Raw genomic sequence first — 16,715 nt, 5'->3', positions numbered from 1 at the left:
TCGACGCCATGATCCTCGAAATTGCACAGATCGAGATCAAGCCCGGCATGGAGGCGGCGTTCGAGGCCGGCATCACCGAGGCCTCGGCGATCTTCAAGGCCGCCAAGGGCTGCCGCGCCTTCGAGGTCCGCCGCTCGATCGAGCATCCGCAGCGCTACCGGCTGATGATCCACTGGGACACGCTGGAGGCCCACACCAAGGACTTCACCGGCTCGCAGCCCTGGCAGGATTACCGCGCCCTGGTCTCGCACTGCTTCGCCGGCCCGGTCTCGGTCGAGCACACCGAGCAGGTGCTCAAGGCGTTCTGAATTTTTGGGATCGCGCGCCGCGCTCGCGGTAGGGGCGGGACGATCGACCACCGGTGACCCGGGACACGCGCGGGTTGCCTGTCCCGTGCAGGCTCGGTCGTTCGCACATCGCAGCTGGAATGTTCATCGTTTCAGCGCGCGGAAAGCTCCGTCTCGTTCTTCAAGCGGTGGCTGGATCGATGCCGCCAGGGGCGGTCGTCCCGGGACCGCGCAGCGGAGCCCGGGATCCAGAACCATCGCTGTGTCGAGCTCCTGCACGGACAGCGTTTCTGGGTTGCCGCCCCCGCGGCCCCTTCGGGTCCGGGCTCGCCTGCGGCGCCCCGGAATGACGGCGCGGGTCAACAGGTATGGGGCATTGATCCTCAGGAGGTGAATTGTCCAACCTGTGCAACCCGTAGCCCGCTAAGGGGGGGCGGAAGAGCGCGTGCCTGCCTCGCGCAGACCTCTCTTGCGGCCGAGGACCGTCCGGAGGGCACTCTGTGCATCCGCCCGCCCATACGGGCGCGGGGGTGCGTTGCAGCCTGCAAAAGCCCATCGCGCCTCGATCCTGTTGCGGCCATAGCTCCGCGGAAAGGGGCCGCGGAGCGGCTCTCAACACGCATCCGAAGCGTTGCGGCGGGATCGATCGGTGCTAGGCTCCCGGCCGGCCGATCCCGGGACGAATCGTCCTGGATCCGGGGCCGACGAGGGCAGGCGTATGGCGTGGCGGATCCGGCTGGCGGGTGCTCTGGCGCTTCTGGCAGGTCTCGCCTGCGGGCCGGCCCTCGCCCAGACGGCGCCGGCCTCGCGCACCGCGCCCCGTCAGGCTGCAGCCTTCGAAAGGACCTTCGTCCGGACCGATCTCGCCAGCGCCGCCGTGCGGCTCGAGGCGGCGCTGAAGGCCGAGGCCGGCGGACCGCTCAGGCCGGCCGGCCAGTCCCGGGCCGCGGGACTGGCGCTGCTCGCCGCCGGCAAGCCGGACGAGGCGCTGGTCCCGCTCACCGCCGCGGTCGCGGCCGACCCGGCCGACATCCGGAGCTGGCAGGCGTTCTCCCGCGCCGCCGCGGCAGCGGCCGATGCCCTGGAGGAGAACGATTACCAGGGCCGGGCCCGCCTGCGGGACCGGGCCGCCGCAGCGGCCTACCGGGCCTACGAGCGCGCCGGCTCGCCCGCCGACGCGGCGGCCTCCCTGGCGCAGCTCGGCGCCCTGGAGGCCGGGCAATCCAACTGGCGGCCGGCCCTGAACGCCTACGCGGCCAGCCTGGCCCTCGACGACCTGCCCGCGACGCACCGGACCTACGAGGCCCTGCGGGCCGAGCACGGCTTCCGCATCCTCGACTACAAGGTCGATTCGGATGCGGCCGCGCCGCGCTTGTGCTTCACCCTCTCGGAGCCGGTGGTCCCCAAGACCGACTACGCCCCCTACGTAGCGGTCTCGGGCAGCAGCAGCGCCGCCGTGACCGCCGAGAACGCGCAGGTCTGCGTCGACGGGCTGAAGCACGGCGGCCGCTACGCAGTGGTCCTGCGCCAGGGGCTGCCGTCCGCGGTGGGCGAGAGCCTGCTCAAGTCCGCCGATTACGAGATCTACGTCCGCGACCGCGCCCCGCAGGTCCGGTTCACCGGGCGCAACTACGTCCTGCCCCGCACCGGGCAGGCGGGCGTGCCCCTGGTCTCGGTGAATGCCGCCAAGCTCGACGTCGAGGTCCTGCGCATCGGCGACCGCGGCCTGCTGCCAACCCTGCGCTCCGAGGATTTCCTGGGCCAGCTCAGCGGCACGAATGCCGCGACGCTGGCGGCCGAGAAGGGCCAGCGCGTCTGGAAGGGCACGCTCGACACCGCCAAGGCCGAGCTGAACCAGGAGGCGGTGACCGCCTTCCCGGTCCTGCAGGCCGTGGGCAAGCTGGAACCCGGGATCTACGTGATGGTGGCCCGGCCCTCCGGCACGGTCGCCGGGGACGAGGACGGATACGAGACGCAGGCGACCCAGTGGTTCGTGGTCTCGGATCTCGGCCTCACCGCCACCAAGGGGCGGGACGGGGTCAACGTGGTCCTGCGCTCGCTCGCCTCCGCGCAGGTCCTGCCGGGGGCCGAGATCCGGCTGGTCGCCCGCAACAACGAGGTGCTGGGCACCGCCAGGACCGACGCCCAGGGCCGGGCCGTGTTCGGTCCGGGCCTCGCCCGCGGGGAGGGTGGCACCGCGCCGAGCCTCGTGGTCGCCCAGGCCGGGGACGATTACGGCTTCCTCGACCTCAACCTCGGCGCCTTCGACCTGACCGACCGGGGCGTGAAGGGCCGGCCCGAGAGCGGCGGCCTCGACGCCTACCTGTTCACCGAGCGGGGGGTCTACCGCTCGGGCGAGACCGTGCAGATCACCGCCCTGCTGCGCGACCCACGGGGCGCGGCGGTGCCGAACCTGCCGCTGACCGTGGTGGTGAAGCGCCCGGACGGGGTCGAGTATCGCCGGGTTTCGGTGCCGGACCAGGGGCTCGGCGGCCGGGCGCTACCGCTGCCGCTGCTGTCGGGCGCCATGCGGGGCACCTGGCGGATCGCCGCCTACAGCGACCCGAAGGCGCCGGCCCTGGGCGAGACCAGCTTCCTCCTGGAGGATTACGTCCCCGAGCGTCTGGAGGTGACCCTCAAGCCGGCGCAGGCCGGCCTGCGCCGGGGCGAGGCCGCGCAGGTCGCCGTCGCGGCACGCTACCTCTACGGCGCCCCGGGCGCCGGGCTCGACGTCTCGGGCAGCGTCGTCGTGCAGCAGGCCGCCTCCGGCTCCGGCATCAAGGGCCTGGAGGGCTACGCCGTCGGCCTCGACGACGAGGCGGTGGAGCCGGTCACCCAGGAGATCTCCGGCGGGGCGACCACGGACGCGCGGGGCCTGGCCACGATCCTGGTGCCGATCCCGGACCTCGCGGCGCCGCGGCCCCTGGAGGCGAAGATCACCCTCGCGGTCGGCGAGCCCGGCGGGCGGGCGCTGTCGCGCAGCCTCACCCTGCCGATCCTTCCGGCCGCCCCGGTGCTGGCGATCCGGAAGGGTTTCTCGGACCTGAAGGACGGCGGACGCGCGACCTTCACGGTGGTCTTCGCGGCCCCGGACGGTACGCTGCTGGCCCGGCCGGGCGTGACCTGGACGCTCTCGCAGATCGACCAGAGCTACCAATGGTACCGCGCCGGCGGCCGCTGGTCGTTCGAGCCGGTCAAGACAAGCCGCCGCGTCGCCGAGGGCGGCCTCGACCTCGGAGCCGGCGGGTCGGGCCTGATCGAGGCGCCGGTCGGCCTCGGGCGCTACCGGCTCGAGGTCTCGGCCGCGGGCGCCCCGGACGCCACCGCGAGCCTCGGCTTCACGGTCGGCTGGGGCGGCTCGGAGACCGCCGAGGCGCCGGACCTGCTCGACCTCACCCTCGACAAGGCCGCCTATGCGGCGGGCGACACGCTGCGGGCCAAGATCAGCCCGACGTTCAAGGGGCAGGCCAGCCTCATGGTGGTGGGCGACCGGGTGCACGAGACCGTCGAGGTCAGCGTCCCGGCGGGCGGCACCACCGTCAGCCTTCCGGTCAAGGCCGAGTGGGGCGCGGGCGCCTACCTGGTCGCCACCGCCTACCGGCCCCTCGACCAGGCGGCCAAGCGGCTGCCGGGGCGGGCGCTCGGGCTCGCTTGGTTCTCGGTGGACCGCGAGCGGCGCAGCCTCGGCGTCGCCGTGAAGGCGCCGGAGCGCACCCGTCCGCGCCGGGACCTGACGATCCCGGTGCAGCTCATCGGGCTGAAGTCCGGCGAGCCGGCACGGATCACCGTGGCTCTGGTCGATGTCGGCATCCTCAACCTGACCCGCTACGAGGCGCCGAACCCGACCCGGTACTTCCTCGGCCAGAAGGCCCTGGGTCCGGAGTTCCGCGACCTCTACGGCTACCTGATCGACGGCATGCAGGGTTCGGCCGGGGCGATCCGATCCGGGGGCGACGCGGGGGGCGGCGAGCTCGCCGACGCGCCACCGACCCAGGCGCCGCTCGCCCTGTTCTCGGGCGTCGTGACCGTGGGGCCGGACGGGGCGGCCAGCGTCACCTTTCCGCTGCCGGCGTTCAACGGCACCGGCCGCGTGATGGTCACCGCCTGGAGCGGCGACCGGGTCGGACAGGCGCAGGCGGACGTGATCATCCGCGACCCCGTGGTGCTCGCCGCCACGCTGCCGCGCTTCCTCGACACCGGCGACCGCTCGCGCCTGTTCATGGCGCTCGACAACGTCGAAGGCGCGGCGGGCGACTACACGGTCGACATCGCCCCGTCCGGCCCGATCCTGATCGGCGCCGGGGCCCTGCGCCAGACGATCCGGCTGGAGGCCGGGGGCAGGGGCCAGGTCGCGGTCCCGATCACCGCCGCGGGGCCGGGCACGGCACGGCTCGACCTCGCCCTGTCGGGGCCCGGCCTCGACGGCCCTCTCGGCCAGAGCTTCGCGCTCGGCGTGCTGCCGGGGACCGGGGCGCTGCTGCGCCGGTCGGTGCGCAGCCTGGCGCCCGGGGCCGGCCTGACGGTGAGCGCCGACCTGCTGGCCGACCTGCTACCCGGAACCGGCAGCGTCTCGCTCTCGGCCTCGGCGCTGCCGGGCCTCGACGTTCCGGCGCTGCTCCAGGCCCTCGACCGCTATCCTTACGGCTGTTCCGAGCAGATCGTCAGCCGGGCGATGCCGCTGCTCTACGTCAACCGGCTGGCCGGGCCCGACAAGCTGGCCCTCGACGCGAACGTCGACGATCGCGTGCGCGAATCGATCGAGCGGCTGCTCGCCCGCCAGGATGCGAGCGGCGATTTCGGCCTATGGTCGGCGCAGGGATCGGGCGACGTCTGGCTCGATGCCTACGTCACCGACTTCCTCACCCGCGCCCGGGAGCGCGGCTTCGCGGTACCGCAGCCGGCCTTCACCCAGGCGTTGGACCGCCTGCGCAACACCGTCGCCAACGCCACGGAGGTGCGCGACGGGGGCGCCGACCTCGCCTACGCCGCCTACGTGCTGGCCCGCAACGGCCGGCCGGTGATGGGCGACCTGCGCTACCTCGTCGACACCAAGCTCGACGCCTTCGCGACCGGGCTCGGCCGGGCGCAGCTCGCCGCCTCCCTGGCGCTCCTGGGCGACCGGGGTCGCGCCGCCAAGGCGATGGACGCGGCGCTGGCCACGCTGCGATCCCAGCGGGATACGGGCGTGTACCGGGCCGATTACGGCTCCCGCCTGCGCGATGGAGCCGGTCTGATCGCGCTGGCGGCCGAGAGTGGGCTGACCCAGGTCGCGCTGGCCCCGGTGGCCGCGGTGATCGGCGAGGAATCACAGGACACGCGGACCACCAGCACACAGGAGAATGCCTGGCTGGTGCTCGCGGCCGAGGGCCTGTCCAAGGAGGCCGACGCTCTGTCGTTCAGCCTCGACGGCGCGGTGCAGGCCGGGCCGCTCGCCCGGATCTACCGGGGGCCTTCCCTGGATGGGCGCAGCATCGCGCTGGTCAACACTGGCCGGGCGCCGGTGCAGGTGGTGCTGGGCGTGAACGGCAGTCCGCTGGTGCCCGAGCCCGCCGCCGCCCAGGGCTACAGGATCGAGCGCAGCATCCACCGGCTCGACGGCAGCGTGGTCGATCCGGCCCACGGCCTGCGCCAGAACGACCGGCTCGTGGTGGTGCTCAAGGTGACCGAGGACAAGGCTCAGGCCGGGCGGATCCTGCTGGTCGATCCGCTGCCGGCGGGGCTGGAGATCGACAACCTGAAGCTGCTCGACGCCGACGCCCTCCAGGGCCTCGCCTTCGCCAAATCGGAGGTGCAGCCGGTCCACACCGAGTTCCGCGACGACCGCTTCGTGGCCGCCTACGACCGCGATCCGAGCCAGTCGGCGTTCTTCACCGTGGCCTACACGGTCCGGGCGGTCTCGCCCGGGACCTACGTGCACCCGGGCGCTTCGGTGGAGGACATGTACCGGCCGGCGCGGTTCGGCCGGACGGCCACCGGCAGCGTGGAGATCGGCGCGGCGCGCTAGGTGTATGGTCCCGGGATCGGTCCGCCTATCGGGGCGAGTCGCCGACAAGCGCGCGCGGCTGCCCGGCCGGGCGCCGAAACGCAACCGCCCCGCCGCGTTCTGACCATGCCGCTGCGTTGCAGCGCCGGCATGGTGCATTGCGGAACCCCGACCGGTGCCGCCCATTCCTCCAGGTCCCGTTCGGAACCCGTGGAGGTCATGCCCGATGCCGGACCTTGATGCCCTGACCGGCCGCGCCGCCTCCGTGCTGGCCTATCTGCCGTGGTGGGCCGAGAGCCTGATCCTGATCGTCACCTGCTGTGCCGTGGTGATTCCGCTGCACGGGGTCGCGTACCGGGCGATGAAGCGGGCGGTGGCGAGCAAGAGCCTGTTCTGGCGCTCCCTGGTCTCACGCACCCGCGGACCGAGCCGCCTGGGCCTGATCGTCGTGGCGATCAGCCTCGCCTCGACCACGGTGCGCCTGTCCTGGGAGGTGCGGATCGCCCTCAACCAGCTCCTGCTCGTCGCCTTCGTGACGCTCACCGGCTGGTGCTGCGCCACCGCGCTCCACATCGCCACGGTGATCTACCTGCGCCGGTTCAAGCTCGACGCCGAGGACAACCTGCTGGCGCGCAAGCACTTCACCCAGATGCGCATCCTGGAGCGCGCCGCCGTCACCCTGGTCGGCCTGATCACCGTCTCGGTGGCGCTCATGACCTTCGAGCCGGTGCGCCAGTACGGGGTGAGCCTGCTGGCCTCGGCGGGGGCCGCCGGCCTGATCCTGGGGCTGGCCATGCAGCCGGTCCTGTCGAACCTCGTTGCCGGCATCCAGATCGCCATCACCCAGCCGATCCGGATCGAGGACGCGATCATCGTCGAGAACGAGTGGGGCTGGGTCGAGGAGATCACCGCGACCTACGTGGTGGTGCGCCTGTGGGACTGGCGGCGCCTGGTGCTGCCGCTGACCTACTTCATCCAGAAGCCGTTCCAGAACTGGACCCGGGACGGCGCCTCGCTGATCGGCAGCGTGTTCCTGTATGTCGACCATCGCGCCCCGGTGGCCCGGATGCGCGAGAAGCTGTCGGAGATCGCCGCCGCCACACCCCTGTGGGACGGCAAGGTGGTCAACCTCCAGGTCTCGGACGCCCGGGAAACCTCTATCGAGATCCGGATACTGGTGAGCGCCCGCAATGCGCCCCAGGCCTGGGACCTGCGGTGCGTAATCCGGGAGGCGATGATCACCTGGCTCCAGGCGGAGCACCCCGAGGCCCTGCCGCGGCACCGGACCGAATGGGTCGGCGCCGAGGAGCCCCCCTTGCGCCGGGCCGACGGGCACCGGATCGCCGCGTAATCGCCAGGGTCCAAAAGAGGATCCCAAAGGGCCATGCCCTTTGGCGGAACGTCACGGGGAAGCCCGACAGCGGGCGAAGCCCGGCAGTAGCAAGGCTTCGCCCTGCACCCAGGAAAGGTCTCGGACCTTTCGCAACCCTGACCGGGTCAGTCGTCGGCGCCGGCGTAAAAACTCTCCACGCCGATGCCCTCTTCCTGCATCAGCCGGGCCCGGGCGCGCAGCTTCTCGGTCTCGCTCTTGAGCTGGCCGCAGGCGGCCAGGATGTCCCGGCCCCGGGGGGTGCGCACCGGCGAGGCGTAGCCGGCGTTGAACACGATCTCGGAGAAGCGCTCGATCCGGTCCCAGTCCGAGCACTCGTAGCGGCTGCCGGGCCAGGGATTGAACGGGATCAGGTTGATCTTGGCCGGGATGCCCTTGAGCAGGCGGACCAGCTCGCGCGCATCCGCGTCCGAATCGTTCACGCCCTTCAGCATCACGTACTCGAAGGTGATACGGCGCGCGTTGCTCACGCCCGGATAGGTCCGGCAGGCTTCGAGCAGCTGGGCGATCGGGTATTTGCGGTTGAGCGGCACCAGCTCGTTGCGGAGATCGTCGCGCACCGCGTGGAGCGAGATCGCCAGCATGGAATTGGCCGCCTCGCCCAGCCGAGGGATCTGCGGCACGACCCCGGAGGTGGAGACCGTGATGCGCCGCCGCGACAGGGCGAGCCCCTCCTGGTCGGACATCACCCCCACGGCGTCGATCACCGCGTCGAGGTTGTACAGGGGCTCGCCCATGCCCATGAACACGATGTTGGTCACCAGGCGTCCCGCGTCGCCGCCCCCGGAGGCGTCGCGGCTCGGCATCTGGCCGGGCCAGTCGCCGAGCTCGTCCCGGGCGGTCACCAGCTGCTGCACGATCTCGGCGGCCGAGAGGTTGCGCACGAGGCGCTGCGTGCCGGTGTGGCAGAACGAGCAGGTGAGGGTGCAGCCGACCTGCGAGGAGACGCAGAGCGTGCCCCGGTCCGGACCCGGAATGTAGACGCACTCGATCTCGGCGCCGCGGTTGTGCTCCTGCGGGTTGGTCGGAGCCATGCGCAGAAGCCACTTGCGGGTGCCGTCGCGGGAGACCTGGCGGCTGGCGACCTCGGGACGCTCCAGGGTGAAATGCTGCGCCAACTCGGCTTTCAGGGCCTTGCCGACATTGGTCATCTCGGCAAAGTCGTGGGCGCCCCGGAAGTTGACCCAGTGCCAGAGCTGGCCGGCCCGCATCCGGCTCTCGCGCTCGGGCACACCCATCGCCACGAGCTGCGCCTTGAGCGCGTCGCGGGTCAGCCCGACCAGCGAGGGGCGCCGGCCGGGGAGCGGCATGGGTTGGAAATCGGGCGCCTTCTCGATCGCGGCATCGGCCGCGCGGGCGCTGTCGAGCGACGGCGTCGCCATAGCGTTCAAACGATCCATTCGATTGGAAAGGGTTTGATATAGGCGATTGCGCCGGCGAATGCGAATGCGCGCCGCCCACAGGGGGCCTGACGGAGAGCCATGGCGAGCGATACCCGAGCCGGGCAGGCGATCTACAACAACCGGACGTTACGGCTGTACGACCTCGTCGTGCTGCGCCTGTCGAACCCGCTGGTCTGGCGCTGCCCGACCGCGCGGATCCTCGCCCTCTACCACCGGCACGTGGGCACCGCCCATCTCGATGTCGGCGTCGGGACCGGCTGGTACCTCGACCGTTGCCGTTTCCCGTCTCCGACGCCTCGGGTCGGGTTGATGGATCTCAAAGCCGACAGCCTCGCCTTCGCGGCCCACCGGATCGCGCGTTATCGGCCCGAGATCTATCGCGTCGACGTGCTCGGCGCCCCGGCCGGCGGCCTCGCGCCGTTCGACTCGATCGGCCTGACCTACCTGCTGCATTGCCTGCCGGGGGACATCGCCAAGAAAGCGAAAGCCTTCGACACGGTGCGCCCGTGCCTGCGCGACGACGGTGTGGTGTTCGGCGCCACGACCCTCTCGGGCGGCGTCCCGGTCACGGCTGCGGCGCGGACCCTCATGCGGATCTACAACCGCAAGGGCGTGTTCTCGAACGTCGACGACACCCTGCCAGCCCTGCGCAGCCCTCGATCAGCGCTTCCGGTTCGTGGAGATCACGGTCGTCGGCTGCGTTGCCCTGTTCGTCACGCGGGGGCCGCGCTGATCCGGACACGGTCTTTGCGGGCGCAGCGAACCAATCCAGCGGCGCAACGTCCACCGACCTCGCGCCGTCCCGGGTTGCTTCGCCGGACTCGCAATGACGGGCCTGAAAAAGGGCGCCCGCAGGCGCCCTCATTCAATGTGCAAAGTCCCGACAGAATCAGGCGGCGGCGGACTTCACCGGGATGCCCTTCTCGGCCAGGAAGGTCTGCAGCTCGCCCGACTGGAACATCTCGCGGGTGATGTCGCAGCCGCCGACGAACTCGCCCTTCACGTAGATCTGCGGGATGGTCGGCCAGTTCGAGAAGGCCTTGATGCCCTCGCGGATGCCCTGGTCGGCCAGCACGTTCACGCCCTTGAACGGCACTTCGAGGTAATTGAGGATCTGCACCACCTGGCCCGAGAAGCCGCATTGCGGCATCTGCGGGGTACCCTTCATGAACACCACCACGTCCTGGGAGGCGATCTCGTTCTGGATGGTTGCGTTGGCGTCGGTCATTAGGTCAGTCCTCGTGCGATAGCGTGATTTAGGGGTGACCAGGGTCGGAATTCAACACCGTGGCGAGACGCTCCAGCGCTTCGTCCATGTCGAAGCCGGGCGCCGTTATCGCCTCGGGCGTGAACGGCATGCGGTCCGGCAACCCGCCGAGCAGTGCGTCGCCGAACATCCCGAGCGAGGAATCAGCAATCTTTCTGGCTGACGACCAAAGCGCGTCCCAGTCGATGCGCTGCCGCATCGACCGCCGATAATTCCGACGCGCGGATGCCTGAAAAACAAGGACCTCCTTGCGCCAGGATTTCGTAGATTGGGCACCAGGCGCCGACGCATATTTGAGGACGTGGATCAACAGCTGGAGGATAGCACTCTCGACCCGCTCAAGATCGGCCCGCCCCACGCTCTCGATCTCCTCGATCACGTTCGCCCAATCGACGACATTCGACAGGTCGCCGCGCATGGCGAGGGCGCGCAAGGCCGTGACCTGCTCCTCAGCCCAGGTCACGATGTCGTCGTCGTAGAGGCTCGGTCCGTTGTCCATGGCCGCGAATCCCGCGTGAGGCGTCAATCCTGCGGGACGCCCGTGGTCAGCGCAAGGGCGTGCAGCACGCCGCCCATCCGGCCCTGGAGGGCGCCGTAGACCATCTGGTGCTGGGCCACCCGGGTCTTGCCCTTGAAGGCCGCAGACAGGACGGTGGCCGCGTAATGGTCGCCATCGCCCGCGAGGTCGCGGATCTCGACCTGCGCGTCGGGCAGGGCCTCGCGGATCATGCGCTCGATCTCGCCCGCATCCATCGGCATCGAAAAACTCCCAGGGCGTTGAGGGGTCAGGCGGCAGGCGCGGCCGGCTGGCTCGCCATGTAGGTGGGCAGCCAGCCTTCATGGGCCGCGATCAGCTCGGACAGCGATATGGTCTCGCCACCCGGCAGGGTCAAACGGTCGGAGCCGGTCACCCCGACGACGGCCGCGTCGATGCCCTGGGCCGAGGCGCTGTAGAGGAGGTCGGTCGCCACCTCCGGATCGACCGCCAGCAGGTAGCGGGCCTGGTCCTCGCCGAACAGGTAGGCGTGGGGGGCCAGGTCCACCGGCACCTCCGGCAGCGCTGCGCCGATGCCGCCGGCCATCGCCATCTCGGCGAGCGCCACCGCGAGTCCGCCGTCGGACAGGTCGTGGACGGTGTCGACCGTGCCGGACACGATCAGCCCGCGCACGAAGTCGCCGTTGCGGCGCTCGAGCGAGAGGTCGACCGGGGGCGGCGCGCCTTCTTCCCGGCCCTCGATCACCGCGAGATAGGACGACTGGCCGAGCCAGCCCTCGCCGGCGCCGACCAGGACCAGCACGTCGCCCTCGCGCTTGAGCGCGATGGTGGCGTGCCGCTCCACGTCGTCGAGCACGCCGACGCCGCCGATGGTCGGGGTCGGCAGGATGCCGACGCCGTTGGTCTCGTTGTAGAGGGAGACGTTGCCGGACACGACCGGGAAGTCGAGGGCCCGGCAGGCCTCGCCGATGCCCTGGAGGCAGCCGACCAGCTGGCCCATCACCTCGGGCTTCTCGGGATTGCCGAAGTTCAGGTTGTCGGTGATGGCGAGCGGCTTGGCCCCCACCGCGGTGATGTTGCGCCACGCCTCGGCCACGGCCTGCCGGCCGCCCTCGACCGGGTCGGCCTCGCAGTAGCGCGGGGTGACGTCGCAGGTCAGCGCGAGGCCCTTCGGGCCGTCCTCGACCCGCACGATCGCGGCGTCGCCGCCGGGCTTCTGCACGGTGTTTCCGAGGATGAAGTGGTCGTATTGCTCGTAGACCCAGCGCTTCGAGGCGAGGTCGGGCGAGCCGACCAGGCGCTTGAGCGCCTCGGTGAGCGAGGCCGGCGCCGGCACCGCGGATGCGGCGATCACCGGCTGATGGGTGTTGGCCAAGTGCGGCCGGTCGTAGAGCGGCGCCTCGTCGCCCAGTTCCTTGATCGGCAGGTCGGCCACGGTCTCGCCGTGCCACTTGACCACGAAGCGCAGCGTGTCGGTGGTCCGGCCGATCACCGCGAAGTCGAGGCCCCACTTCACGAAGATGCCTTCCGCCTCGGCCTCCATGCCGGGCTTGAGCACCATGAGCATGCGCTCCTGGCTCTCGGAGAGCATCATCTCGTAGGGGGTCATGCCGGCCTCGCGGGCCGGCACCTTCTCGATGTCGAGCTCGACGCCGAGATCGCCCTTGGCGCCCATCTCGACCGCCGAGCAGGTCAGCCCCGCCGCGCCCATGTCCTGGATGGCGATGACCGCGCCCGAGGCCATCAGCTCGAGGCAGGCCTCGAGCAGCAGCTTCTCGGCGAAGGGGTCGCCGACCTGCACGGTCGGACGCTTCGATTCCGTGGCCTCGTCGAACTCCGCGGACGCCATGGTGGCGCCGTGGATGCCGTCGCGGCCGGTCTTGGAGCCGAGATAGACGATCGGGTTCCCGACCCCGGTGGCGGCGGCGTAGAAGATCGCGTCGGTGCGGGCGAGCCCCACCGCCATGGCGTTGACCAGGATGTTGCCGTCGTAGCGCCGGTGGAAGCCGGTGAGCCCGCCCACCGTCGGCACCCCGAAGGAATTGCCGTACCCGCCCACGCCCGCCACCACGCCGGAGACGAGGGCGCGGGTGCGCGGATGATCGGGGGAGCCGAACCGCAGGGCGTTGAGCGCCGCGATCGGCCGCGCGCCCATGGTGAACACGTCCCGCAGGATGCCGCCGACGCCGGTCGCCGCGCCCTGGTAGGGCTCGATGTAGCTCGGGTGGTTGTGGCTCTCCATCTTGAAGACGCAGGCGAGCCCGTCGCCGATGTCGATGACGCCGGCATTCTCGCCCGGACCCTGGATTACGTGCGGACCCGAGGTCGGCAGGCCCCGCAGGTGCTTGCGCGACGATTTGTACGAGCAGTGCTCGTTCCACATCGCCGAGACGATGCCGAGTTCGGTCAGCGTCGGGTCGCGCCCGATCAGGCCGCGGAAGCGCTCGTACTCCTCCGGCGTGAGGCCGTGCTGGGCCACGAGCTCGGGGGTGATCGGAACGTCGTTGCGGAACATGCGAAGGTCTCGGCAGAGAGCGGCCCGTCCCGGAGGACGCGTACCGCGGCGAACCCGAACCGGGCTGAGATCTCAAGCTGACCCGGCTCTAAAGCGGAAGCGCCCGCGCTGGCAACATCCGTGGGCGCGGGGCGGGGGTCAGATCCCGGCTTCGCCGACGCGCTCCGGGGGCGGTCCATCCTCCTGGCAGCGGGACACGAGCGCGTGCACCGGCTCCGGCCCGGTGACCACGTCGAGATAGTCGAAGCCGCTGTCGCGCTGGCTCGCCATGAGCAGCTGGAAGTGCATCTGGAACAGGTTCCACTGCCGCCGGCCGACATCGGCGCTGGTGATCAGCTCGTGGATCGCCACCCAGAGGACGGCGGGCCGTCCGGAATCGGGCGGGGTCAGGCCGCAGGCGGCGATCGGGTTGTTCTTGTGGATCGACAGCCAGTCCCAGGTGGCGCGCACGTCGAGCCAGCGGATCTGCGCGGCCCGCCCGAACCGCAGGAGGCTGTCGCGGAAGCCCTGGGCGGCCGGATCGAGGCCGAGCCAGGGGATGACGCTGCCGATGCTCACGAACGAGACCGGCGTGCCGCGCCCGCCGAATCCGGGATCGCGGGCGAGCACCCGGTCCAGTGCCTCGATGCCGAGGAAGCTCGACGAGGAATGGCCGACCACCACCACCTCGTCGGCCTCGCCCTCGGCGGCGTGGATGCGGGCCGCGAAGGCGTCGAGCCGGGGTCCCATCTCGGGTGCCTCGCCCGCCGCGTAGGCATGCGTAAAGGCCGTGTCGTCGACGAGGTGGGGCACGTAGAGCGGCTTGCCGCGGGTCGCCCGGATCAGCCCGGCCAGGATCGCGTAGGCGAGCGGCGGCACCGCCAGCAGGCTCCAGGGCTGGACCGGCGCCGGGGCCAGGCCGGCGAGCCCGGCGGCCGCGGCGAGGCTGAGGAGCGCCAGCGCGATGTAGATGTAGTGGACGTAGAAGATCACCGTCGAGAAGCGCCAGCTCTCCCGGCGCAGGTTCGCCATGTAGCCCGACCGCCACAGGCGCCAGAGCAGCGCCGGCACGCCCCGGAGCCGCGTCCAGTCGGATTGCGGGAACCGGGCGCGGACGATGTCCTCCCAGCGCAGCAGGACGTAGCGGGTGGAAACGCCGCGCGATTCCGCCGTCCAGGCAAGTTCGAGCCCGTCCGCCGAGCGGACCGGATCGCCGACCGTGATCGCGGCCCCCCGGCGCGCGGCGGTGAACCGCGCCTCGCGACGGAACAGGCCCCAATAGGTCTCCGGATCGCGCGGGTCGAAGCCCGGCATGTAGAACACGATGCGGGAGGTCAGCGTCCGCGATGCGGCGCCGTCCGGCTTCCCGGAGGGGTGCTGGGCCGGTGCGTCGGCGGCGGGCGTAAGCGTCGAAATGATGGGTCCGATCGATTCGAGTTGGCGGCTTGCCTACATGAAGCGGCCGGGCGCGCCGAGAGTGAAACTGCGTTGGGCCCGCGCCGGACCGGTCGCCGAGGCGGCAGGCTCACGCCGCCGGCGGCTGGGCCAGGAACTCGCCGATCGCCGCCACGAACCGCTCGCCGTAGGCCTCGCGCTTGCGCTCGCCGACGCCGTGGACCGCCCGCAGCGCCCACAGGTCGACGGGCTTCTGCCGGGCCATCTCGATCAGGGTCCGATCCGGGAACACCATGAAGGCGGCGATGCCCTCGGCCCGCGCCAGGGTGGCGCGCAGGCCGCGCAGGTGCTGGAACAGCGCCTCGTCGGCCTCGGAGAGCGCGATCTCGCCCTCCTCGCGCGGCGCGGCGCGGCGGCGGTCGCGGGATTCGGATTTCGGCTCCGGATCGGGGCGCAGCTTGACCGGCTCGCGGCCGAACAGGATCGCCTCGCCCTTCTCGGTCATGGACAGGCCGCCGTAGCCATCGGCATTCTCGGCGATCGCCCCGGCGGCGAAGAGCTGGCGCAGGATCGCGCGCCAGGCGGCCACCGGCTTGTCCGCCCCGACTCCGAAGGTCTTGAGGCCGGTATGGCCGTTGCGGCGGACCTGCTCGCTTTCCTTGCCGTGGACCACGTCGCAGATATAGGCCGCGCCGAAGCGCTGGCCGGTGCGCACGATCGCCGACAGGATCTTCTGTGCCGCTACGGTCCCGTCCACCAGGGTGACGCCGCCGCGGCAAAGGTCGCAGCGGCCGCAGGGCTCGCTGGCCTCGCCGAAATAGCCGAGCAGCGACTGGCGCCGGCAGGAGGCGCCCTCGCACAGCCCGATCATCGCCTCGAGCTTGCGCCGCTCGACCCGGCGGCGCTCGTCGGAGATCTCCTTTTCGTCGATCTGGCGGCGGCGCAACGCCATGTCGTCGAGGCCGTAGAGGGTCAGCGTGTCGGCCGGCAGCCCGTCGCGGCCGGCGCGGCCGATCTCCTGGTAGTAGCCCTCGACGTTGTTGGGCATGTCGGCGTGGCAGACGAAGCGCACGTCAGGCTTGTTGATGCCCATGCCGAAGGCGATCGTGGCGGTCATCACCACCCCGTCCTCCTGGAGGAACCGGTCCTGGTTGCGCATCCGCGTGCCCTGGTCGAGCCCGGCATGGTAGGGCAGGGCGTCGAACCCGTCCTTCTTGAGGGTCTCGGCGAGCTGCTCGACACGCTTGCGCGAGGAGCAGTAGATGATCCCGCTCTCCGCCCTGCGGTGCTTGAGGAAGCGCTCGATCTGGCGGGCCGGGTTGTCCTTGGGCTGGAACGTCAGCCGGATGTTCGGCCGGTCGAAGGAGTGGACGAAGATTTTCGGGCCGCGCCCCTGCGGGAACAGCCGCTCGGCGATCTCGGCCCGGGTGGCGGCATCGGCGGTGGCGGTCAGCGCCAGGGTCTGGATGTTGCCCAGCGCCTGCCGGGCCCGGGCGATCTCCCGATATTCCGGGCGGAAATCGTGCCCCCATTGCGAGACGCAATGGGCCTCGTCCACCGCGAGCCGACGGACCCCGACCCCGCGCAGGGCCTCGATGCAGCCCTCCATTAGCAGCCGCTCGGGGGAGACGAACAGCAGGCGCAGCTCCCCGGAGCGGAGGCTGCGCCAGGTCTCGCGCGACTCGACCTCCGATACGGACGAATTGAGGGTGGCGGCCTCGACGCCGACGCTGCGCATCTGCTGCACCTGGTCGTGCATCAGGGCGATCAGGGGCGAGACGACGACGGTCAACCCGGCATCGATCAGCGCCGGAAGCTGGTAGGTCATCGACTTGCCCGAGCCCGTGGGCATCACGGCGAACACGTCGTCGCCGTCCAGCACCGCGCCGATCACCTCGTCCTGCCCGGGCCGGAAATCCTCGTACCCGAAGGTCTTCTTCAGCGCGGCGCGAGCCTCGTCGAGGCGGGTCATCGGGATCCTTGGTTTCGGGACTTGTGCG

At 71.1% G+C, this 16,715-nt stretch carries 10 protein-coding genes and 1 pseudogene; 4 read left to right on the top strand and 7 right to left on the bottom strand.

Going from position 1 to position 16,715, the window contains the following annotated elements:
* The first annotated feature begins 8 nt into the window (after positions 1 to 8).
* From ACYQPG_RS20825 to ACYQPG_RS20815, 3 genes are all read left to right on the top strand, one after another.
* A complete protein-coding gene (locus ACYQPG_RS20825) occupies positions 9 to 308 on the top strand; it encodes an antibiotic biosynthesis monooxygenase family protein (RefSeq protein WP_007568328.1) in 300 nt (99 codons plus the stop codon).
* A gap of 697 nt (positions 309 to 1,005) precedes the next feature.
* Positions 1,006 to 6,291 (top strand): alpha-2-macroglobulin family protein, encoded by a 5,286-nt coding sequence (locus ACYQPG_RS20820; RefSeq protein ID WP_461231660.1) that lies wholly within the window; start codon positions 1,006 to 1,008, stop codon positions 6,289 to 6,291.
* Between the two features lie 205 nt (positions 6,292 to 6,496).
* Positions 6,497 to 7,621: a mechanosensitive ion channel family protein gene (locus ACYQPG_RS20815; RefSeq protein WP_461231659.1), complete on the top strand. Its 1,125-nt coding sequence runs from the start codon at positions 6,497 to 6,499 to the stop codon at positions 7,619 to 7,621.
* 146 nt (positions 7,622 to 7,767) lie between these two features.
* Here the strand turns inward: ACYQPG_RS20815 and rlmN are convergent, their stop codons facing one another.
* Positions 7,768 to 9,042 carry a dual-specificity RNA methyltransferase RlmN gene (gene rlmN, locus ACYQPG_RS20810; RefSeq protein ID WP_419830125.1) on the bottom strand — a complete coding sequence of 425 codons (1,275 nt, stop codon included), beginning with the start codon at positions 9,040 to 9,042 and terminating at the stop codon, positions 7,768 to 7,770.
* Positions 9,043 to 9,141: 99 nt separating this feature from the next.
* Between rlmN and ACYQPG_RS20805 the strand changes: the two are divergent.
* Positions 9,142 to 9,796, top strand: a pseudogene (locus ACYQPG_RS20805) (class I SAM-dependent methyltransferase).
* A gap of 156 nt (positions 9,797 to 9,952) precedes the next feature.
* On the opposite strand, the gene grxD reads toward ACYQPG_RS20805, so the two are convergent.
* The 6 genes from grxD to recQ all read right to left on the bottom strand — a co-directional run bounded on the left by grxD (position 9,953) and on the right by recQ (position 16,687).
* Positions 9,953 to 10,291, bottom strand: a complete 339-nt coding sequence (grxD, locus tag ACYQPG_RS20800) for a Grx4 family monothiol glutaredoxin (RefSeq protein ID WP_147855269.1) — start codon at positions 10,289 to 10,291, stop codon at positions 9,953 to 9,955.
* Positions 10,292 to 10,319: 28 nt separating this feature from the next.
* Positions 10,320 to 10,829, bottom strand: coding sequence for a DUF29 domain-containing protein (locus ACYQPG_RS20795; protein WP_147938424.1), 510 nt, complete (start codon positions 10,827 to 10,829; stop codon positions 10,320 to 10,322).
* A gap of 23 nt (positions 10,830 to 10,852) precedes the next feature.
* Positions 10,853 to 11,089 (bottom strand): BolA family protein, encoded by a 237-nt coding sequence (locus tag ACYQPG_RS20790; RefSeq protein ID WP_007568343.1) that lies wholly within the window; start codon positions 11,087 to 11,089, stop codon positions 10,853 to 10,855.
* A gap of 26 nt (positions 11,090 to 11,115) precedes the next feature.
* Complete coding sequence (gene purL, locus ACYQPG_RS20785) at positions 11,116 to 13,341, bottom strand: phosphoribosylformylglycinamidine synthase subunit PurL (RefSeq protein WP_461231658.1); 2,226 nt, start codon at positions 13,339 to 13,341, stop codon at positions 11,116 to 11,118.
* A gap of 138 nt (positions 13,342 to 13,479) precedes the next feature.
* Positions 13,480 to 14,634, bottom strand: coding sequence for a hydrolase (locus tag ACYQPG_RS20780; protein ID WP_461232493.1), 1,155 nt, complete (start codon positions 14,632 to 14,634; stop codon positions 13,480 to 13,482).
* Between the two features lie 211 nt (positions 14,635 to 14,845).
* Positions 14,846 to 16,687 (bottom strand): DNA helicase RecQ, encoded by a 1,842-nt coding sequence (recQ, locus tag ACYQPG_RS20775; RefSeq protein WP_461231657.1) that lies wholly within the window; start codon positions 16,685 to 16,687, stop codon positions 14,846 to 14,848.
* Positions 16,688 to 16,715: the final 28 nt, after the last annotated feature.

The organism is Methylobacterium sp. CM6246, from assembly GCF_054818005.1.
The sequence above is the reverse complement of the archived record's forward strand: the minus strand, read 5'-3'. Positions and strand labels throughout refer to the sequence as shown.

Excerpts from the sequence above, each read along its gene's own strand:
- ACYQPG_RS20825 (WP_007568328.1), top strand. The coding sequence starts at position 9 with ATGATCCTCGAAATTGCACAGATCGAGATCAAGCCCGGCATGGAGGCG.
- ACYQPG_RS20820 (WP_461231660.1), top strand. The coding sequence starts at position 1,006 with ATGGCGTGGCGGATCCGGCTGGCGGGTGCTCTGGCGCTTCTGGCAGGT.
- ACYQPG_RS20815 (WP_461231659.1), top strand. The coding sequence starts at position 6,497 with ATGCCGGACCTTGATGCCCTGACCGGCCGCGCCGCCTCCGTGCTGGCC.
- rlmN (WP_419830125.1), bottom strand. The coding sequence starts at position 9,042 with ATGGCGACGCCGTCGCTCGACAGCGCCCGCGCGGCCGATGCCGCGATC.
- grxD (WP_147855269.1), bottom strand. The coding sequence starts at position 10,291 with ATGACCGACGCCAACGCAACCATCCAGAACGAGATCGCCTCCCAGGAC.
- ACYQPG_RS20795 (WP_147938424.1), bottom strand. The coding sequence starts at position 10,829 with ATGGACAACGGACCGAGCCTCTACGACGACGACATCGTGACCTGGGCT.
- ACYQPG_RS20790 (WP_007568343.1), bottom strand. The coding sequence starts at position 11,089 with ATGCCGATGGATGCGGGCGAGATCGAGCGCATGATCCGCGAGGCCCTG.
- purL (WP_461231658.1), bottom strand. The coding sequence starts at position 13,341 with ATGTTCCGCAACGACGTTCCGATCACCCCCGAGCTCGTGGCCCAGCAC.
- ACYQPG_RS20780 (WP_461232493.1), bottom strand. The coding sequence starts at position 14,634 with ATGCCGGGCTTCGACCCGCGCGATCCGGAGACCTATTGGGGCCTGTTC.
- recQ (WP_461231657.1), bottom strand. The coding sequence starts at position 16,687 with ATGACCCGCCTCGACGAGGCTCGCGCCGCGCTGAAGAAGACCTTCGGG.